Genomic DNA, 18526 nt, shown 5'->3' on the forward strand with positions numbered 1-18526 from the left:
CCGCTGGATCAGCGGCCTTTTTCATGGCGAACAGTGGGATCAGGCAGCGCGCTTCTTGCGGCGGCTGAGTGCCAGCGCCAGCAGCCCCAGGCCGCCCAGCGCCAGCGTGCCCGGTTCCGGCACGGCGGTGCCGAAGAATTCCAGCTCGTTCAGCTGGTGCATGCCGCCTTCATACACGGTGGACGTGGCCTGGTAGCGGAAGATGCTGTAGCCTGCGTTCGAGCTGAAGTCGCCGCCGGCCTTGCTGAATTCCAGGACCTGGTTGCGGGTGCTGCCCCATGCCGATACGCCGTTGTTGTTGTAGCTGAAGATGGCCGTGTAATTGATGCCATCGTTCGAGCCCAGGATCTGCCACTTGTCCGCATCGCGCTCCGGACCGTCGTTGCCGGAGGTGGCGGTGAATCTGGTCAGGTTGTACCGCTTGCCGAAGTTGGCCTCGACCCAGACCGTGGCGCCGTCGCAGCACCACTTGTCGTTGCCGCCGCCGACGCGGTTGTCGAACACGTTGAACGCATACTCGCCGCCGCCAAAGCCCGGCTCCACCGATGAACGGAAGGTAGCGTTGTAGCCGCTGTCGGCTTCGGGATTGCCATTGTTTTCAGGGTCGGTCAGGTCGCCGCCGATCAGGGCGGCGGTGCCGGTGCCGCGCACCACCACGGCGTGGGATACGCTGGAGACCAGCAGGGCGGCAACAAAAAGTGCCTTCATCAGTTTGTTCATTGGGGGCCTTGTTTTAAATACTTATTGACAACTTTGTTTTGCTTTCGGCAATTATATACTATTCCTTTGCAAGCTCCCCTTTTCCGCGCGCTGCCGCCCCCTCCTGTCGCGCCAGTCCTGTAAAATCACGTTCTTTCAGGAGACCGCCCGTGACCGACGCCGAACTGCGCCAGATGTGCCACACCGTATTGCCCGGCCATCGCCAGCCCGCGCCGGCCGAGACGTTTGCCGCCATGGCCGCGTGGTGCGCCGCCAACGACGTGGCCCATGACGTGTACGGCGAAGGCGCGCTGATCCAGTCCTTCGAGCGCAAGGTGGCGGACCTGCTGGGCTTCGAGGCGGCCGCCTTCTGCATCACCGGCACCATGACGCAGGTAACGGCGCTGCGCCTGGCCTGCGTGGAGCGCGGCAGTCCGCTGGCGGCGCTGCATCCCAGCGCCCACATCTTCAAGCACGAACGCGGCAACCACCAGCTGCTGGGCCACTTCCAGGCACTGCAGATCGGCGACCCGCACCGCCCCTGGACGCTGGACGAGCTCAAAGCCCTGCCAGACCACCTGGGCGCCGTGTCGCTGGAGCTGCCCGCGCGTGAAATCGGCGGCCAGTGCCCCAGCTGGGACGAGCTGCAGGCCATCAAGGACTACTGCCGCACGCGCCGCATCCACCTGCACATGGACGGGGCGCGCCTGTGGGAAACCGCCGCGGCCTACGGCAAGCCGCTGCACGAAATCTGCGCGGGGTTCGACAGCGTGTACGTATCGCTCTACAAGGGCATCGGCGGCCTGGGCGGCGCCATGCTGCTGGGCGGCGTCGGCTTCGTCGCCAAGGCGCAGGAATGGTTCCGCCGCCAGGGCGGCAACGTCATCCACCGCACACCCTACGTGGTGGCCGCCGCCATGCAGTTCGATGCGCGCCTGGCCGCCATGCCGCAATACTTCCGGCGCACCGAAGCGCTGTTCGACACGCTGCGCAGCCATCCGCTGCTGGTGCCCAATCCGGCCCGGCCGCAGGCCAACCTGCTGCACCTGCACATGCCGGTCTGCCGCGAACGCGCCGTCGCCATCCGCAACGCCTTTGCGGAACGGCACGGCGTCTGGCTGTTCAACCGCGTGAGCCATGCGCAGCTGCCCGGCCACAGCACTACCGAATGGTATGTGGGCGACAATCTGCTCGCCATCAGCGACCAGCGCCTGCACGACATCCTCACCCTGTGGAGCGCCGAGCTGGCCGCACCCGACCAATAACAATAAAGATCCCCATGACTTTCGCATCCCTAGGCCTCATCGATCCCCTGCTGCGCATGCTCGACACGGTAGGCTACACCACGCCCACCCCGGTCCAGAAGCAAGCCATCCCCGCCGTGCTGGCGGGCCGCGACCTGATGGCCGCCGCGCAGACCGGCACCGGCAAAACCGGCGGCTTCGCCATTCCGCTGCTGCAGCGCCTGATGGAGGGCGAACGCGCCGAACCGAACCAGGTGCGCTGCCTGGTGCTGGTGCCCACGCGCGAGCTGGCCGAGCAGGTGTACGAAAGCTTCCGCAGCTACGGCCGCAATGTGCCGATGCGCTGCCACGTGGCCTACGGCGGCGTGCCGATCGAACCGCAGATCGCCAAACTGAACAAGGGCCTGGACGTGATGGTGGCCACCCCCGGCCGCCTGCTGGACCTGTACCGCCAGGGCGCGGTGCAGTTCGAGCAGCTGGAGTCGGTGGTGCTGGACGAGGCGGACCGCATGCTGGACCTGGGCTTCGCGGCGGACCTGGAAGCCATCCTGCTCGCGCTGCCCGACGAGCACCAGACGCTGATGTTCTCGGCCACCTACTCCGACGACGTGCGCAGCCTGGCGGAGATCCTGCTGAACGATCCGGTATCGATCTCCGTGAGCCCGCGCAACGCCGCCGCCAAATCGGTCAAGCAGTGGATCGTCACCACCGACAAGGCGCACAAGCCGGAGCTGTTCCTGCACCTGCTGAAGAAGCAGCGCTGGGGCCAGGTGCTGGTGTTCGTCAAGACGCGCAAGGGCGTGGACGCGCTGGTGAAGACGCTGGCCGGGCATGGCGTCAGCACGGACTCCATCCACGGCGACAAGCCGCAGCCGGCCCGCCTGCGCGCGCTGGCGCGCTTCAAGGCCAGCGAAGTCCAGGTGCTGGTGGCCACCGACGTGGCCGCGCGCGGCCTGGACATCGAAGCGCTGCCGCTGGTGGTGAATTTCGACCTGCCCACCGTGGCGGAGGACTATGTGCACCGCATCGGCCGCACCGGCCGCGCGGGCGCCGAGGGCGTGGCGATCTCGCTGGTGTGCGCCGATGAGGTGGACCTGCTGTCGGCCATCGAGAAGCTCACCAGGCAGGTGCTGCGCCGCGAGGAAGAACCCGGCTTCGAGGCCGACCACCGCGTGCCGGAAACCGGCACGCCGAAACCGCCCGCCAAGGAAGCGGCCGGCGGCAAGAAGAAGCGTCCGTTCACCGGCCCGCCGGGCGGCAAGGCGGCGCAGGGACCGAAAATGACACAGGCGGCGCCGTCAGGCGGCAAGCCGCACGGCGCGGGCGGCGCGGCGGGTGCTACGCGCAGCGGCCCCGCCGGCAAAGCCGGCAAAGGCGGTGCGCCGGCAGCCAAAGTGCCGGCGCCCGGCAGCCGCGGCAGCAACGCCGCCGCCCTGCGCGCCATGGCCGAAGCGGCCGGCGGCCGCAGTGCAGGCCAGGGCCAGGGCAAAGTCATCGTGGCTGGCGGACGCGGCGCCAAATCGGCTGCCCGCGCAGAAGGCCGCGCGCAGGCCATTGCGCCGAGCCGCAAGACCGGCCGTGGCAGCGTCAAACGCTAAGCCGCCTTTGCTACAATGCAGCGCCCCGAAGAACACGCACCGTTGGAGAACTTATGCAGCAATACCTTGATCTGATCCGAACCGTCCTCGAAACCGGCAGCTGGCAGGACAACCGCACCGGCATCCGCACGCTCAGCGTGCCGGGCGCCATGATGCGCTTCGACCTGCTCAAGGACGGTTTCCCGGCGGTGACGACCAAGAAGCTCGCATTCAAATCCGTGGTGGGCGAACTGTGCGCCTTCCTGCGCGCCTCGCGCAGCGCCGCCGACTTCCGCGCCCTGGGCTGCAAGGTGTGGGACCAGAACGCCAACGAAAACCAGCAATGGCTGGACAACCCCTACCGCACCGGCACCGACGACCTGGGCCCCGTGTACGGCGTGCAGTGGCGCGAATGGCCCGGCTACAAGCTGCTGGACGCCGCCGCCGCCGCGCAGATCGCCGACGCGGAAAAGAACGGCTACCGCCAGGTGGCGCCGCTGGAAGAAGGCGGCGTGCAGAAGGTGCTGATGTACAAAGCCATCGACCAGCTGCGCGAATGCCTGGACACCATCGTCAACAATCCCGGCAGCCGCCGCATCCTGTTCCACGGCTGGAACCCGTCCGTGCTGGACCAGGTGGCGCTGCCCGCCTGCCACCTGCTCTACCAGTTCATCCCGAACGCCACGACCAGGGAAATTTCGCTGTGCCTCTACGTGCGCAGCAATGATATCGGCCTGGGCACGCCCTTCAACCTGGCCGAAGGCGCCGCCCTGCTGGCACTGGTGGGCCGCCTCACCGGCTACACGCCGCGCTGGTTCACCTACTTCATCGGCGACGCCCACATCTATGAAAACCACATGGACATGGTGCAGGAACAGCTCAAGCGCGAGCCCTTCCCCGCGCCCAAGCTGGTGATCTCGGACCGCGTGCCGGACTACGCCCGCACCGGCAAGTACGAGCCGGAGTGGCTGGAGAAGATTGAACCGTCCGACTTTGCGCTGGAAGGCTACCAGCACCACGCCCCGCTGACCGCGCCCATGGCGGTGTAAGCTCAGAAAGGCCGCGTGGCGCTCAGTATCAGGCTGCCGCGCGAACTGGACGCCGCGCCGTACCAGGCGGCATAGCCGTTGCGCTGGTTTTGCGTCGCTGCCCAGGCCACCTGCCAGCGCCATCCCGCCCACGCCGTGCCCAGCCCCACGCGCCCGTCCAGGGTGCGGCGCCGGGTGTACGGTCCCACGTCCGACAGGTAGCCCAGGTAGCCGGCGTGCAGATAGAGGCTGACGTCGCCCCCCAGCGGATAGCTGCCGTTGACTTCAAAATAGGCGCTGCGCGCGTTCATGCCCAGATAGCCGGGCGAATAGGACAACCGCGCATTGACGCTGTCCGCCGCCAGGCTGGCATACACTTCACTGTAATTCAGGTTTGCCCCCGGCGAGTAGCCGTAGCGCGACACGCCCGCGTCCAGCGTGAGTCCGGACGGCAGGCGCTGCGCGTGGCCGGCGTAGACGATGTACTGCCCGCCGCTGCGCGCATCGCCCTGCAGCTTGAAACGCGATGCAAAACCGCCCACGTACCAGCCGCCGGCGCCGTCATAGTTCAGGTTGAGCTGCGGCGCCGGGCCGCCGTCGCTCAGGCTGACGCCCCGGTACACATGGTCGGACACCAGCGCCGCGCTGCCGCTCAGCTGTGCATGCGCGGCGGGTGCCTGCCAGCAGCACAGCAGCAGGACCGCCCACGCTTTACGCAACGGCGCCTCCCCCAGGCCAGTTCGGGCCGGGCCGGCGGTTTTCAGCATGATCGTGCGGCTGCATGAGTGTGTACGCTTTCCGGTGAAGTACGTTTAACAATTGCGCTTCATGCCATGATGCCAGAGATATAAGCCGCTGAACAGGATGCGGGGGCGCACCGGCGCGCGACCAAATCCGCAACAAAGACACACAAAGTCATCTATTGCTACACAAATCCCATCGCCTGCGCTATCCTCGAATCTCACCAATTGTAACGAACTGCAACAATCATTTCCTTCAGGCCACGCCCTCGCCTGGACATGCCGCACCCCGCGCCATCTAGAGCGCCGTACGCCGCATCGTGTGTATTTCCATACTGGAGGCAATCATGAAACTGAGTAACCTGAGCATCGGCAAGCGGCTGGCGGCCGGCTTTGCCGTGGTACTGGCGCTGCTGGCGGGCGTGGCCCTGGCCGGTATCAGCGGCATGAACAGCGCCGGCAATGCGCTGCACCACATCGTCGACGTCAACCTTGAAAAGATACTCCTGCTGGAGGAAATGTCGCAGTCCACCCACGTGGTCGCGCGTGTCATCCGTACCGTCGCCCTGCAATCGGACGAGGCGTCCGCGCACGCCGAATCGCAAAAGATCACCGACGCCAAGGCGCGCTACGACAAGGCATACGCCACCCTGGACCAGATGCCGCTGGACCAGACCGGCCGCACGCTGATGGCGGAAATCAAGGCCGGCCACGACGCCGCCCTGCCCACCTACGACCAGTTCCTCAAATTGAGCAAGACCGACCGCGACGCCGCCGTCACCTACCTGCTGCGCCAGGCGGGGCCTGCAACCAGCGCCTGGCAAGAGGCGATCCAGAAATATGTGGAGGTCCAGCTGGCCAAGAGCCGCCAGGACGAGCAATCGGCCGACGCCAGCAACAGCCGCGCGATGGCGCTGATGCTGGGCGCGGCCGGGCTGGCCCTGCTGCTGGGCGGCCTGACGGCGTGGGCAGTGGGCCGCTCGATCACGCGTCCCATCAACCAGGCGGTGCAGATTGCGCAGACCGTGGCCTCGGGCGACCTGGGCAGCGTGATCGACGCCAGCAGCACCGACGAAACCGGCCAGCTGCTGCTGGCCCTCAAGGACATGAACGGCAACCTGGCCGGCATTGTCGACCAGGTGCGCGGCGGCGCGGATGCCATCGCCACCGCCTCGCGCGAAATCGCCAACGGCAACGCGGACCTCTCCAGCCGCACCGAGCAGCAAGCCGGAGCGCTGGAAGAAACCGCCTCGTCGATGGAGGAATTGACCTGCATCGTCAAACAGAACGCCGACAACGCGCGGCGCGGCAACCAGCTGGCGGCGTCGGCGTCGGCCGTGGCGGCCGAGGGCGGCGAGGCCGTTGCCCAGGTGGTGCTGACCATGGACGCGATCAACGCCTCCTCGCGGCAGATCGCCGACATCATCGGCGTCATCGACGGCATCGCTTTCCAGACCAATATCCTGGCGCTGAACGCCGCCGTGGAAGCGGCGCGGGCCGGCGAGCAGGGGCGCGGCTTCGCGGTCGTGGCCGGCGAAGTGCGCAATCTGGCGCACCGCTCGGCCGCAGCCGCCAAGGAAATCAAGACCCTGATCGGCAACTCGGTGCAGCAGGTCGAACAGGGCGTGCAACTGGTGGGCAAGGCCGGCGCCACCATGGAATCGGTGGTCCAGGGCATCGGCAGCGTGGCCGGGGTGATGGCCGACATCGCCAGCAGCAGCCAGGAACAGAGCACAGGCCTGGACCAGATCAACCAGGCCATCTGCCAGCTGGATGAAGTCACCCAGCGCAATGCGGCCCTGGTGGAAGAAGCGGCTGCGGCGGCGGTTTCGCTGCAGGAGCAGGCCGCGTGCCTGACGCAAGTGGTGGCAGCCTTCAGCACCGGCACCGCCGCACCGTCGTCGCAAGCGGCTCCGCAGCGTGCCGCCGGTCCCGTGCTGCGCCTGGTGCCGGGCGGCCGTATGGCCGCATGAGCGCCGCAGTCCGCCGCTTACGGTGAGCGGACGTCCTTCAACTGGGCGGTGCTGCCGCACAAGCAGCTGCATTTCCCGGTGACGATCGCCACTGTGGCGCACAGGTCGATGCCGGCGGGCTGAGAGACGATGCTGGCGCGCAGCTTCGGCAGCGCCATGGCGGGCCGCAGCTCGCTCAGCAAAGCCATCATGCCGGAAATGTGCGCCGCGGAGAACGACGAGCCGGACACCATGCCCCAGCGGGCGCCCGGCGCGGACGTGGGGATATCGCGCCCCGGCGCCAGCAGCACGCGCCCTGCCACCATCTGCGCCACCAGGGCGGTGGCGGCAAATACGCCGGGATGCGAAGCCGGGAAGCCGCCGCCGGCGCTGGCCGGATCGACCGCGCTCACCACGCGCACGCCGCGCGCGCAGGCCACGTCGATCAGTTCCCGCAGCAGCCGGTCCGGCGGGCCTGAGAGGCTGAGGTTGATCACCTGGGCCCCGTGCATCAGTGCGAAATTCAACGCCTTGCCCAGCGTGAAGCTGTTGCAGCGCGTGGCGCCGTCGGCCTGCTCCCAGCAAGCGCGCAGCGCCATCAGGCGCGCTTCCGGCGCCACGCCCTCGATGCCCACCCCGTTGCCGGCCCGCGCCGCGATCACGCCGGCCACGCCGGTCCCATGGCTCTCGGCGACGTAGGGCTGGCCCTCCACGAAGTTCTCCTGGAATGCCAGTTGCCCGGCCAGGTCCGGGTGCGCTGCCTCCACCCCGCTGTCGATCACCGCCACCGTCACGTTGCGGCCGGTGGCGGCCTTGCGCATGTCGGCCAGCTGCCACTGCTGCGCCGCCGGCTGCACCGGGAACAAGGGGTCGCTGCCGCCCTGCGCGGTAAAGGTCTCGATTGCCTGCGCCCACTTCACGCGCGGGTCGCGCGAGAGCGCCTCGACGATCTTGCCAGGTTCTGCGCCCTCCGGCTCGGCCATGCGGTAGCAGTCCACGTTCAGTATCGGCATGGCCCAGTCTTCCAGCAGGCGCAGGCCGTATTCGCGCGCCAGCGCCTCGGCGGTGCGGCGGCGCGCGGCGGCGCCGGCGTCGTCGCGGTAGTTGGGCGGATAGTAGGCGTCCGGCCGGTAGTGCGGCGCGGGCAGGCGAAGCATGACCAGGATCTCGCGCGCAGGCTGCGCAGCGGGAGACTGCACGGCCGGGCGTTCGGGCTGGGCGGCACCGGCTTGCTGCGGCTGCGCTGCGCCCGCTGCAGGTGCAGGTCCTGCGGCTGCGGATGCTGCGGCCGGGACGGCGGCCATGGCGCCAGCAGCAGCGGTGGCGGCCAGCAGCGCGCGGCACAGCAGCCGCGTCAACGCGCGCTTCATGGCGCGCGCCGTGCGTTGAGCGGCTCCGCCAATTGCACCAGGGGATAGGCCTTCAGTGCAGCCAGCACCTGCGCCTCGGCGGCGTCCGGCACGTCCAGCACATAGGCGCCAGTCACGGTCGGGCCGTCGACCACGCGGGCACCCTGCGCTTGCAGCATCTGCTGCACCTGGCCGAGCTGCGCGTCGGGCCGGAACACCACCACCACATTGCCGGCTGGCGGCGGCGGCGCCTTGCCTCCATTGCTCAGCGCCCGGTAGTCTTGCGTCCCGCCGGGCAGCAGCTGGAACAGCAGCCCCGCGATCAGCACACCCTGCCCCGCCAGCGCCCACGGCATCCAGCCGCCGCCGGACCAGAGCGCACGCCAGCGCTCCGCCAGCGACGGAGCCCGCAGCACGGGCCGGGCTGCCGGCTGCGGGGCCGTCTGCAGCGCAGGCTGCGTATCCGCCTGTGCATCCGCCTGCGCATCCGCCTGCGGCCCAAGCTGCGGCATCAGCCGCGCCAGTGCACGCTCGGGATCCAGCCCGGCCGGCATGGCCGGTCCGGCCGCACGCAGGCGCTCTTGCCAGGCCGCGTCCTCGCGGCATTGCGGGCACTCGCGCAGGTGGCCGCGCACCAGCGCCATCTCGTCGGCCGGCAGGGTTTCGTTGGCGAACCACGGCAGCAAAGCCTGCACCGCGCCATGCGTGTCCGCTTGTTGATTGGTACTCATGAGATTTCTTCCATATGGGCGGACAGCATGCCGCGCAAGCGCTGGCGAGCGTGAAACATCCGCGTCTTCACCGTATTGACCGGGCAATTCATCGTCTGCGCGATCTCCTGGTAAGCCATGTCGTGATAATAAGCCAGGCTCACCACCACCCTTTGCTCCATGGGCAGCGCGTCGAGCGCGCGTCCCACATCCTGCTGCAACTGCTGCTGCAAGGCCGCCTGTTCCGGTTCCTGGCTGGCGCAGCCGGGCTGCAGCTCGAAGTCCGATTCCACCGGCTCGTCCAGCAGATTCACCGCCTTCAGCCCCTGGCGGTAGGCAATCGCGAAAATCCAGGTGGACACCTTGCAGCTGTGATCATAGGTCTGCGCCTTCTGCCACACAACCAGCATGGTGTCGTTGATGATTTCCTCCAGCAGCGGCGCGTTGCGCACCATGCGGTCCAAAAACCTGGCCAGCCTGGGAAAGTACAGGCGATACAGGGCCTGGAACGCTGTCCGGTCCCCTGCCGCGATCTGCCGCACCAATAGCGGCTCGCCCCCTTCCGCCCTCGCCGAGTTCTCCATCTGCCGCATTTGCCCCATCTGCCCGCTTCTACTGTTTGCGGTTTATACGCGCGCGCACAGAAAAGGTTCATTAAGTCCGCAATTTATTTTACACGGCGCCACGGCGAAAAATATTTCGCCCGCACTTGAACCTTTTTACCCGTTGCCAGTATTGACCGGGTGACATGACCACTCTGCTACTGCTGCCCGCCCTGTGCGGTCCCTCGCTGCTGAAGTCCGACCCGGCCACGCTGCTGCGCCTGCTGGTGCTGGCGCCGCTGCTGGAGGAATGGATTGTGCGCGCCGGCCTGCAGGAATGGCTGATGCGCCGCTACTGCGCGGCACATGGCGCGGCGGCGCGGGTGCAGGCGCCGGCGGCTGCCGCGCTGGCCATCCTGGCACCGGCGGCTGTTTTCAGCCTGCTGCATATGGGTGCCGGCTGGTTCGCGGCAGCGGCCGTCTTCCCGCCGGGGCTGGCACTGAGCCTGCTGTACTGGCGCCGGCGGGACTGGCGGCTGTGCGCCGCAGCGCATGCCCTGTGCAACGGCTACGCCCTGGCTGTCTGCCATATGAATTTTTAACGAAGCATTTTAATAACGAACCGACCAGGAGCAACGATGACCAGAATCACACCGCATCAAGCAGGCACACTGCGTGGCAAGCTGCGGGGCAGGCTGCGACACTTGCGCCGCACCGGCCTTGCCACGCTGCTGCTGCTCGGCGCCGGCCTCGGCACGGCGTCGGCCCAGAGCGCCCTTAACGGTAAAAGCCTGTACCTGAACGGCCCGGTGGGGGGCGGCGCGAGTTGCGCCACCTGCCACGGGCCCTCCCCGGCCAGCAACGTCAGCGGCATCCTGCGCGGGGCCAATGCGCCGTCCGTGATCAGCGCCGCCATCGCGGCCAACCGGGGCGGCATGGGCACGCTGTACAGCGGCCGCTTCAGCGCCGCCGAACTGGCCGACCTGGCCGCGTTCATCGGCGACCCGGGCGTGACGGCCGCGCCGGTCGCCTCGCTTGCCCCGGCCAGCCTCACCTTCAGCAGCACCGCCGTGGGCCAGACCAGCACGGGCCTGTCCGCCACGCTGGCCAACACCGGTTCGGCCGCGCTCAACATCAGCAGCATCGCGCTGGGCGGCGCCGCCGCGGGCGACTACGCCGTCACCGGCGGCAGCTGCAGCGCAGGCGGCGCGGTGGCCGCAGGCGCCAGCTGCGCCCTGGTGGTCAGCTTCACGCCCACGGCGGCAGGCACGCGCTCGGCCACACTCACCATCGGCCACAACGCCACCGGCGGCGCCAGCACTGTCGCCCTGAGCGGCGCCGGCAGCGCTGTGGCGCAGCCCACCATCGCCCTGTCGGCCACCAGCGTCAACTTCGGCGCGCTGGTGGTGAACACCGCCTCAGCCACGCAAACCATCACCGTCAGCAACAGCGGCCAGTCCACCCTGAGCTTCACCGGCATCGCACTGGGCGGCGCCAACAGCGGCTACTTCACCTTGGGTGGCAGCTGCTCGACCGCCACCCCGGTCGCCGCCGGCGGCAGCTGCACGCTCACCGTGCAGGCGCGCCCCACCGCAGCGGGCGCCTTCTCCGGCAACGTCAGCCTGGTCTCCAACGCATCCAATCGCAACGCCTCCATCGGCCTGTCCGGCAGCGGCGCGGCAGCGGCGCCCGCACTGGCGGTCAACCCCAGCGCCCTGGCCTTCGGTACACAGACCGTGGGCGGTGCCGCCGTCACGCAGAACGTCACCCTCACCAACAATGGCAACGTCGCCCTCGACATTACGTCCATCGCCGCCACCGGCGCCGCCAGCGTGACCGTTGGCGCGGGCACCTGTGGCGCCACGCTGGCTATCGGCGCCAGCTGCGTGGTGCCGGTGAGCTTCGCCCCGTCCGCCGCGGGCAACGTGGCCGCCACGCTGCTGGTGCGCTCGAACGCGCCGGACCTGCAGGTCGCCATCACAGGCGCCGGCACCACGGCGGCCGTGGCCAAGCCGGTCCTGTCCGACACGAGCCCGCTGGCCTTCGCCGACACCCAGGTCGGCAAGACCTCGGCCGTGCACAGCACCGTGCTGCGCAACGACGGCAGCGCGGCGCTCAAGATCGCCAGCCTGGTGCTGGGCGGCGCCAACGCGGGCGACTTTACGCTGGGCGGCAGCTGCGCCGTGAACGCCACGCTGAGCCCTGCGGCCAGCTGCACCATCGACAGCAGCTTCAAGCCCGGTGCAGCCGGCGCGCGCAGCGCCAGCCTGGTGCTGCTGACGGACGGCGGCGTGCAGCTCACGCTGAACCTGGCCGGCAATGGCGTGGCCATTCCCGCCGGCGCCGCACTGACCGTGTCACCGCAGACCTTCGACTTCGGCGCCGCCACAGTCGGCGGTACTGCGCCCACCAAGCGCTTCACGCTCACCAACTCCGGCAGCGCGGCGCTCAACCTGGCCAGCACCGCCTTCACCGGCCCGTTCTCGGCCGTGACCGACAGCACCAGCTGCGCCGCCGCGCCATTCACGCTGCAGCCGGGCGCGTCGTGCGAACTGGTGGTGCGCTATGCGCCCACCGCAGCCGGCGCCAGCACCGGCGACGTCAAGCTGCAAGGCGACGGCGCCGCCAGCTGGACCATTGCATTGAGCGGCCAGGCCAGTGCCGCCACAACCACCGCAGCGCAGCCCCAGAACAGCGGCGGCGGCGGTTGCTCCGCCGCGCAAGACGGCAGCGACCCGATGCTGCCATTCCTGGTGCTGCTGGCGCTGGGCGTGATTGGCTGGCGCCGCCTGGCGCGCCAGCCCGGCAAGGACCAACCCATGAACAAGGAGGCAGCATGAATCTCAGCACAAGCATGGGGCAATGCCCGATCCAGCCGCGCGCTGCGGCGCACGGCATGGCCGCCGGCCACGCCAGGCGCGCATTCGCTGCCCTGGCCGGCCTGGGCGGTGCGGCAGCGGCAGGAGCCGTAGCAACAGCGGCAGCAGCGGCGGCAGCAGCGGCGGCAGCGCTGCTGCTGGCGCAGCCAGTCTGCGCAGCGGTGGTGCCGGGCCAGCCGGCGCCCGTCTTCGAGCTGCCGGGCACCGCGGGCGCGGTGCGCCTGGAACAGTACCAGGGCAAGCTGGTGTACCTGGACTTCTGGGCATCGTGGTGCGGTCCCTGCCGCCACTCCTTCCCGTGGATGAACGACATGCAGGCCAAATACGGCGCGCAGGGGCTGCAGGTGGTCGGCATCAATGTCGACGCCAAGACCGACGACGCGCGCAGCTTCCTGGCCGCCACCCCGGCGCGCTTCGTGGTGGCCTTCGACCCGGCCGGGGCGGCGCCGCGCCAGTACGGCATCAAAGGCATGCCCAGCAGTGTGCTGATCGGGCCGGATGGCAAGGTGCTGTTCGAGCATAGCGGCTTCCGCGAAGCCGACCGCGCCGAACTGGAAAGCCGCATCCGCGCCGCGCTGGGGGTGAAGAAATGAGGCCGCGCCTGTCTTCCGAGCTGCGCTCGGCGGCGCGCGCACTCCGCCGCGCGGGGGCGCTGGCGGCCCTTGCCGGCGTGCTCGCCGCCAGCGCCGGCTGCAGTGCCATCAAACCCGTGCAACCCTGGGAGAAAGGCGCGCTGGCCAAGCCGGAAATGCTGATCGAGGGCGATCCGCTGGAGGCGCGCTTCAACGAACATATCTACACCAGCAAGGAAGGCGCCTCCGGCGGCAGCGGCGTCGGTGGTGGCGGCTGCGGCTGCAACTAAGCCCAAACCAGGAAGCTATAAGGACAAGCATGAAATTACAAAATCCGGACCGCCCGCCGTTGGGCAACGCGCTGCTGGCGGCGGCCCTGCTGCTGCCGGGCCTGACCGCGCAGGCGGAAGAGCCGCCCGAACGCAGCACCCTCAGTTTCAAATACCTGAACTACGAAGAGAGCCAGTCGGGCCTGGACAGGGTGAAAGTCAGCGCGCCGTCCGTGTCGCTGGTGACGCCGATCGCGAGCCATTGGTCGCTGGCCGGTTCGCTCACCTCGGACCACGTATCCGGCGCATCGCCGCGCTACCACACGGCAGTGTCGGGCGCCTCGCGCATGAAGGACACGCGGCGCGCTGGCGACATTGCCGTCACCCGCTATCTGCCCGGCGGCAGCGTCACCGTGGGCGCGGCCTACTCCACCGAGCACGACTACGTGTCGCGCGCCCTGTCGCTGACGGGCACCGTCTCCAGCGCCGACAAGAACACCACCTGGTCGTTCGGCGTGGGCGGCTCGGACGACGCGATCGACCCGGTGAACAACATCGTTACCGGCCAGACGCGCCAGACCGTGAACGTGATGGCGGGCGTCACCCAGGTGCTCACGCCGCGCGACATCGCCCAGCTGACGCTGACGCGCACCCAGGGCCACGGCTACTTCTCCGATCCCTACAAGGCCTTCGACAACCGGCCGCGCGAGCGCAACCAGAACACCCTGCTGGCGCGCTGGAACCACTACCACGATGGCAACGGCGCCGCCACGCGCCTGAGCTACCGCTACTACAACGACAGCTACGGCATTCGCGCGCACACGCTGGGCGCCGAGTACGTGCTGCCGCTGGCCGATGGCTGGAAGCTGACGCCGTCCGCCCGCTACCACACGCAGCGCGCGGCCAGCTTCTACTTCGATCCGGTGTACGACGCCGCCCTGGGCGCCCCGTTCCCGCCGGGCTATGTGTTCGGCAGCCCGCGCTTCTCGTCGGCGGACCAGCGCCTGTCCGGCTTTGGCGCTGTCACGCTGGGCCTGAAGGTGGCCAGGGAGATCAGCCGTTACTGGACGGTGGACGTGAAAGTGGAAGCCTACCAGCAGCGCGGCGCCTGGCGCGCCTTCGACAGCGCCAGCCCGGGGCTGGACACGATGCGCGCGCGCAGCATCCAGCTGGGCCTCACACGCCAGTGGTAAATCATATTGGAGGAACAGATGCAACGCATTCTTAACTGGCTGCTGGCGCTGTGCGCCATGCTGGCCTTCGCCGGCCTGCCCGGCGCAGCGGCGGCGGCCGACGATTTTCTCGCGCCAGAGCAGGCGTTCAAGCTGCACGGCGAACTGCGCGACGGCGGCAAGCTGGTGCTGCGCTGGGATGTCGCCCCCGGCTACCACCTGTACCGCGAGCGGCTGGCCTTCAAGGGCAGCTCGGCACTGGCGCAGCCCGAGCTGCCGGCCGGCGTCCGCACCTTCGACGAAAACTTCAACAAGGAGATGGAGACCTATCAGCGCCAGCTGGTGGTCACGCTGCCGGTGACAGGCGGCGCCGCGCCGTTCACGCTGACTGTCGGCTACCAGGGCTGCGCGGACGCGGGCCTGTGCTATCCGCCGCAGGAAGTGGCGTTCAAGGTCAGTCCCGCGCAGCCAGGCCCACTGGCGGCGCTGTCCCCAGCGGGCGTCGCCACGGGCGGCATCACTGAGGCGGCGCCGGCAACGGCCGCGCCGGGCGCGCCCCTTGCCGGCGCCGGCACGGCCAGCCCAGCCGCCACGCCGCCGGGCACCGCGGCCAGTGCAGCCGCCCCGGCCGCCCTGCCCGAGGACGACAGCACCCTGGCCCAGCGCACGCTTCGCAGCGGCAGCCTGTGGCGCATCGGCGGCGCCTTCCTCGTGTTCGGCCTGCTGCTCTCGTTCACGCCGTGCGTGCTGCCCATGGTGCCCATCCTGTCGTCCATCATCGTGGGCGAAGGCAGCGTGTCGCGCGGGCGGGGCTTGATGCTGGCGGCAGCCTACTGCCTCGGCATGGCGCTGGTGTACACGGCGCTGGGCGTGGGCGCCGGCCTGGCCGGCGAAGGCCTCGCCGGGGCGCTGCAAAAGCCCTGGGTGCTGCTCACCTTCGGCGCGCTGCTGGTGGGCCTGGCCCTGTCCATGTTCGACATCTACCAGCTGCAGCTGCCCAGCGGCTTGCAGTCGCGCCTGAGCGAAACCGGCGGCAGGCTGCGCGGCGGACGCTTCGTCGGCGTGTTCGCCATGGGCGCCCTGTCCGCACTGATCGTGGGCCCCTGTGTGGCGGGCCCGCTGGCCGGCGCGCTGCTCTACATCAGCCAGACCGGCAACGCCTGGGTGGGAGGCTGGGCCCTGTTCTCCATGGCCTGCGGCATGAGCGTGCCGCTGCTGCTGACCGGCCTCTCTGCCGGCAGCCTGCTGCCGCGCGCCGGTGCCTGGATGAACGGCGTGAAAAAGGTATTCGGCCTGCTGCTGATCGCCGTGGCCGTATGGATGGTGTCGCCAGTGTTCCCGGTGCCGGTAACGATGATGCTGTGGGGCGCCCTGGCGGTCCTGTGCGCGGTATTCCTGCACGTCGGCCAGGCCCTGCCGGCCGGCAGCAAGCCTGGCGCCTACGCGGCCAAGGCACTGGGCCTGCTGTTCCTGGTGGGCGGCCTGTTCGAGCTGGTGGGCGCGGCCAGCGCAGGGCGCGATGTGCTGCAGCCGCTGGCGCACCTGCGCGGCGGCAGCGCCAACGCGGCCGCGCAGGCGGCGGAAAACCACAGCGAACCGCGCTTCACCCGCATCCGCACGGTGGCCGAACTGGAAAGCGTGCTGGCCACCGCCAGGGAGCCGGTGCTGCTCGACTTCTACGCCGACTGGTGCGTGGCCTGCAAGGAGATGGAACGCATGACCTTCTCCAAGGCCGCCGTCAGCGCGCAGATGAAGAAGATGCGCCTGATCCAGGTCGACGTTACCGCCAACAATGCCGACGACCGTGCGCTGATGAAGAAGTTCAGCCTGTTCGGCCCTCCCGGCATGATCCTGTTCGACGCCAGCGGCAAGGAGATACCGCAGGGGCGCCTGATCGGCTTCATACCGCCTGAGCCCTTCGTCCAGCACCTGCAGCGCGCCGCGCAGCAGCCGGGCTGACTCCACCATCACCAAACGGAAAACCATGATCAACCAGATCAAGAAGCACGCCCGCGTGCTGATACTCGGCTCCGGCCCGGCCGGCTACAGCGCCGCCATCTACGCCGCGCGCGCCAACCTGAACCCCATGCTGGTAACCGGCGTGGAACAAGGCGGCCAGCTGATGACCACCACCGACGTGGAAAACTGGCCGGCAGACCCGATGGGCGTGCAGGGTCCGGACCTGATGCAGCGCTTCCTGCAGCACGCCGAGCGCTTCAAGACAGAAATCGTGTTCGACCACATCCACACGGCCAAGCTGAGCGAAAAGCCGATCCGCCTGATTGGCGACAGCGCGGAGTACACCTGCGATGCGCTGATCATTGCCACCGGCGCTTCCGCCCAGTACCTCGGCCTGCCGTCGGAGCAAGCCTTCATGGGACGCGGTGTATCGGCCTGCGCCACCTGCGACGGCTTTTTCTACCGCGGCAAGGAAGTGGCGGTCGTCGGCGGCGGCAACACGGCAGTCGAGGAAGCGCTGTACCTGTCCAACATCGCCTCCAGGGTGACCGTGGTGCACCGCCGCGACAAATTCCGCGCCGAAGCCATCCTGATCGACCGCCTGATGGCCAAGGTTGCCGAAGGCAGGATCGCGCTGAAACTGAACCACACGCTGCAGGAAGTGACCGGCGACCAGGGCGGCGTGACCGGCCTGACCCTGGCCGCCACCGCCGGCGGCGCGCAAACCATGATCAAGGTGCACGGGCTGTTCGTGGCCATCGGCCACAAGCCGAACACCGGCATTTTCGAAGGCCAGCTGGACATGCACAACGGTTACATCAAGACCCGCAGCGGCAGCGAAGGGATGGCCACCGCCACCTCCGCCCCCGGCGTGTTCGCCGCCGGCGACGTGCAGGACCATGTCTACCGCCAGGCCATCACCAGCGCCGGCACCGGCTGCATGGCGGCGCTGGACGCGCAGCGCTTTCTGGAGCAGTAAGCCCGCAATGTCTGTACAATTTGACACCATGGCCCACATGGAGGATGACTATGCAGACCGAACCGGCTCCCCTGCTGCTGCGGGAAGATCTCGATGGCGTTGTAACCTTGCGCATGAACCGCCCCTTGCAGTTCAATGCGCTCTCCGAAGCCATGCTGGACGCGCTCCAGCGCGCGCTGGACGCGGTGGCCGCCGATCCGGCGGTGCGCTGCGTGGTCCTTGCCGGCGCCGGCAAGGCCTTCTGCGCCGGACATGACTTGCGCGAGATGCGCGCCCAGCCCGGCCTGGCGTACTATCAGGCGCTGTTCGCGCGCTGTGCAGGGGTGATGCAGGCTATCCAGGCCTTGCCGGTGCCGGTCATCGCACGGGTACACGGCATCGCCACGGCGGCCGGCTGCCAGCTGGTGGCCAGCTGCGACCTGGCGATTGCGGGCGAGAGCGCGCGCTTTGCCGTCTCCGGCATCAACGTGGGACTGTTCTGCGCCACGCCGGCGGTGGCCCTGTCGCGCAATGTGTCATCCAAGCGCGCCTTCGACATGCTGGTGACGGGCCGCTTCATCGACGCCGCCACGGCGGCGGACTTCGGCCTGGTCAACGAGGCCGTGCCGGATGCGGAGCTGGACGCGGCGGTGGCCCGCAAGGCAGCCGACATCGTCGGCAAGAGCCCGGCGGCCATCCGCCACGGCAAGGCCATGTTCTACCGCCAGCAGCAACTGGCGCTGGGCGAGGCCTACTGCTACGCCGGCGACGTCATGGCGCGCAACATGATGGAGGAGGACGCCGGCGAAGGCATAGACGCTTTCCTGGAAAAGCGCCCGCCCATCTGGCGCAGCTGATTTCAACCGGGTTCCAGCT

General features: G+C 68.8%; 17 protein-coding genes. 12 read left to right on the plus strand and 5 right to left on the minus strand.

Translation table 11 applies throughout. The features are described from left to right. Positions 1 to 39 precede the first annotated feature (39 nt). Positions 40 to 708, minus strand: a complete 669-nt coding sequence (locus tag ASC94_RS03875; protein ID WP_200955536.1) for a discoidin domain-containing protein — start codon at positions 706 to 708, stop codon at positions 40 to 42. 161 nt (positions 709 to 869) lie between these two features. Here ASC94_RS03875 and ASC94_RS03880 point away from each other — a divergent pair, with 161 nt between their 5' ends. From ASC94_RS03880 to ASC94_RS03890, 3 genes are read left to right on the plus strand one after another with little or no spacing between them, the layout of a single operon-like run. Beyond that, entirely contained in the window at positions 870 to 1964 is a 1095-nt protein-coding gene (locus ASC94_RS03880; RefSeq protein ID WP_082616132.1) for a low specificity L-threonine aldolase, read from the plus strand. 14 nt (positions 1965 to 1978) lie between these two features. Further along, positions 1979 to 3541 carry a DEAD/DEAH box helicase gene (locus tag ASC94_RS03885; RefSeq protein WP_056390962.1) on the plus strand — a complete coding sequence of 521 codons (1563 nt, stop codon included), beginning with the start codon at positions 1979 to 1981 and terminating at the stop codon, positions 3539 to 3541. 53 nt (positions 3542 to 3594) lie between these two features. Then, the gene (locus tag ASC94_RS03890; RefSeq protein WP_056390965.1) at positions 3595 to 4569 is read left to right on the plus strand and encodes a thymidylate synthase; all 975 of its coding nucleotides are present in this window, start codon (positions 3595 to 3597) and stop codon (positions 4567 to 4569) included. 2 nt (positions 4570 to 4571) lie between these two features. On the opposite strand, the gene ASC94_RS03895 is transcribed toward ASC94_RS03890, so the two are convergent. Beyond that, positions 4572 to 5315 (minus strand): TorF family putative porin, encoded by a 744-nt coding sequence (locus ASC94_RS03895; protein WP_056390968.1) that lies wholly within the window; start codon positions 5313 to 5315, stop codon positions 4572 to 4574. Positions 5316 to 5635: 320 nt separating this feature from the next. Here ASC94_RS03895 and ASC94_RS34130 point away from each other — a divergent pair, with 320 nt between their 5' ends. Then, positions 5636 to 7261, plus strand: a complete 1626-nt coding sequence (locus tag ASC94_RS34130; RefSeq protein ID WP_056390971.1) for a methyl-accepting chemotaxis protein — start codon at positions 5636 to 5638, stop codon at positions 7259 to 7261. 17 nt (positions 7262 to 7278) lie between these two features. On the opposite strand, the gene ASC94_RS03905 is transcribed toward ASC94_RS34130, so the two are convergent. Genes ASC94_RS03905 through ASC94_RS03915 form a run of 3 tightly spaced genes read right to left on the minus strand, consistent with a single transcriptional unit; the run spans position 7279 to position 9892 of the window. Then, on the minus strand, positions 7279 to 8610 hold the full coding sequence (locus ASC94_RS03905) for a S8 family serine peptidase (RefSeq protein WP_056390973.1): 1332 nt from the start codon (positions 8608 to 8610) through the stop codon (positions 7279 to 7281). Beyond that, positions 8607 to 9320: a zf-HC2 domain-containing protein gene (locus tag ASC94_RS03910; RefSeq protein WP_056390976.1), complete on the minus strand. Its 714-nt coding sequence runs from the start codon at positions 9318 to 9320 to the stop codon at positions 8607 to 8609. Before ASC94_RS03910 ends, ASC94_RS03905 begins: the two co-directional genes overlap by 4 nt. After that, on the minus strand, positions 9317 to 9892 hold the full coding sequence (locus ASC94_RS03915; RefSeq protein WP_056390979.1) for an RNA polymerase sigma factor: 576 nt from the start codon (positions 9890 to 9892) through the stop codon (positions 9317 to 9319). The genes ASC94_RS03910 and ASC94_RS03915 overlap by 4 nt, the downstream gene beginning before the upstream one ends. 155 nt (positions 9893 to 10047) lie before the next feature. Between ASC94_RS03915 and mrtJ the strand changes: the two genes are divergently transcribed. From mrtJ to ASC94_RS03955, 8 genes are read left to right on the plus strand one after another with little or no spacing between them, the layout of a single operon-like run. Further along, the gene (gene mrtJ / locus ASC94_RS03920; RefSeq protein WP_082616134.1) at positions 10048 to 10443 is read left to right on the plus strand and encodes a JDVT-CTERM system glutamic-type intramembrane protease; all 396 of its coding nucleotides are present in this window, start codon (positions 10048 to 10050) and stop codon (positions 10441 to 10443) included. A 36-nt stretch (positions 10444 to 10479) separates the two neighbouring features. Then, positions 10480 to 12681: a choice-of-anchor D domain-containing protein gene (locus ASC94_RS03925; RefSeq protein WP_082616136.1), complete on the plus strand. Its 2202-nt coding sequence runs from the start codon at positions 10480 to 10482 to the stop codon at positions 12679 to 12681. Continuing rightward, positions 12678 to 13313 (plus strand): TlpA disulfide reductase family protein, encoded by a 636-nt coding sequence (locus tag ASC94_RS03930; RefSeq protein ID WP_307718828.1) that lies wholly within the window; start codon positions 12678 to 12680, stop codon positions 13311 to 13313. Before ASC94_RS03925 ends, ASC94_RS03930 begins: the two co-directional genes overlap by 4 nt. Further along, entirely contained in the window at positions 13310 to 13582 is a 273-nt protein-coding gene (locus ASC94_RS03935; protein WP_082616138.1) for a DUF4266 domain-containing protein, read from the plus strand. The genes ASC94_RS03930 and ASC94_RS03935 overlap by 4 nt, the downstream gene beginning before the upstream one ends. A gap of 29 nt (positions 13583 to 13611) precedes the next feature. Next, positions 13612 to 14754, plus strand: a complete 1143-nt coding sequence (locus ASC94_RS03940) for a DUF3570 domain-containing protein (protein ID WP_056390982.1) — start codon at positions 13612 to 13614, stop codon at positions 14752 to 14754. A gap of 18 nt (positions 14755 to 14772) precedes the next feature. Continuing rightward, the gene (gene dsbD, locus ASC94_RS03945) at positions 14773 to 16692 is read left to right on the plus strand and encodes a protein-disulfide reductase DsbD (protein ID WP_082616140.1); all 1920 of its coding nucleotides are present in this window, start codon (positions 14773 to 14775) and stop codon (positions 16690 to 16692) included. 25 nt (positions 16693 to 16717) lie between these two features. Then, positions 16718 to 17671 (plus strand): thioredoxin-disulfide reductase, encoded by a 954-nt coding sequence (gene trxB / locus ASC94_RS03950; RefSeq protein WP_056390985.1) that lies wholly within the window; start codon positions 16718 to 16720, stop codon positions 17669 to 17671. Positions 17672 to 17721: 50 nt separating this feature from the next. Then, complete coding sequence (locus ASC94_RS03955) at positions 17722 to 18507, plus strand: enoyl-CoA hydratase (RefSeq protein WP_056390988.1); 786 nt, start codon at positions 17722 to 17724, stop codon at positions 18505 to 18507. Positions 18508 to 18526 lie beyond the last annotated feature (19 nt).

It is taken from the genome of Massilia sp. Root418, from assembly GCF_001425265.1.
In the GTDB taxonomy this organism is placed as follows: Bacteria; Pseudomonadota; Gammaproteobacteria; order Burkholderiales; family Burkholderiaceae_D; genus Rugamonas.

Bases quoted from the DNA above. Each gene is read 5' to 3' on its own strand.
- trxB (WP_056390985.1), top strand. From the start codon at position 16,718: ATGATCAACCAGATCAAGAAGCACGCCCGCGTGCTGATACTCGGCTCC.
- ASC94_RS03875 (WP_200955536.1), bottom strand. From the start codon at position 708: ATGAAGGCACTTTTTGTTGCCGCCCTGCTGGTCTCCAGCGTATCCCAC.
- ASC94_RS03905 (WP_056390973.1), bottom strand. From the start codon at position 8,610: ATGAAGCGCGCGTTGACGCGGCTGCTGTGCCGCGCGCTGCTGGCCGCC.
- ASC94_RS03925 (WP_082616136.1), top strand. From the start codon at position 10,480: ATGACCAGAATCACACCGCATCAAGCAGGCACACTGCGTGGCAAGCTG.
- ASC94_RS03935 (WP_082616138.1), top strand. From the start codon at position 13,310: ATGAGGCCGCGCCTGTCTTCCGAGCTGCGCTCGGCGGCGCGCGCACTC.
- ASC94_RS03915 (WP_056390979.1), bottom strand. From the start codon at position 9,892: ATGCGGCAGATGGAGAACTCGGCGAGGGCGGAAGGGGGCGAGCCGCTA.
- ASC94_RS03930 (WP_307718828.1), top strand. From the start codon at position 12,678: ATGAATCTCAGCACAAGCATGGGGCAATGCCCGATCCAGCCGCGCGCT.
- ASC94_RS03890 (WP_056390965.1), top strand. From the start codon at position 3,595: ATGCAGCAATACCTTGATCTGATCCGAACCGTCCTCGAAACCGGCAGC.
- mrtJ (WP_082616134.1), top strand. From the start codon at position 10,048: ATGACCACTCTGCTACTGCTGCCCGCCCTGTGCGGTCCCTCGCTGCTG.
- ASC94_RS03955 (WP_056390988.1), top strand. From the start codon at position 17,722: ATGCAGACCGAACCGGCTCCCCTGCTGCTGCGGGAAGATCTCGATGGC.
- dsbD (WP_082616140.1), top strand. From the start codon at position 14,773: ATGCAACGCATTCTTAACTGGCTGCTGGCGCTGTGCGCCATGCTGGCC.
- ASC94_RS03940 (WP_056390982.1), top strand. From the start codon at position 13,612: ATGAAATTACAAAATCCGGACCGCCCGCCGTTGGGCAACGCGCTGCTG.
- ASC94_RS03895 (WP_056390968.1), bottom strand. From the start codon at position 5,315: ATGCTGAAAACCGCCGGCCCGGCCCGAACTGGCCTGGGGGAGGCGCCG.
- ASC94_RS34130 (WP_056390971.1), top strand. From the start codon at position 5,636: ATGAAACTGAGTAACCTGAGCATCGGCAAGCGGCTGGCGGCCGGCTTT.
- ASC94_RS03885 (WP_056390962.1), top strand. From the start codon at position 1,979: ATGACTTTCGCATCCCTAGGCCTCATCGATCCCCTGCTGCGCATGCTC.
- ASC94_RS03910 (WP_056390976.1), bottom strand. From the start codon at position 9,320: ATGAGTACCAATCAACAAGCGGACACGCATGGCGCGGTGCAGGCTTTG.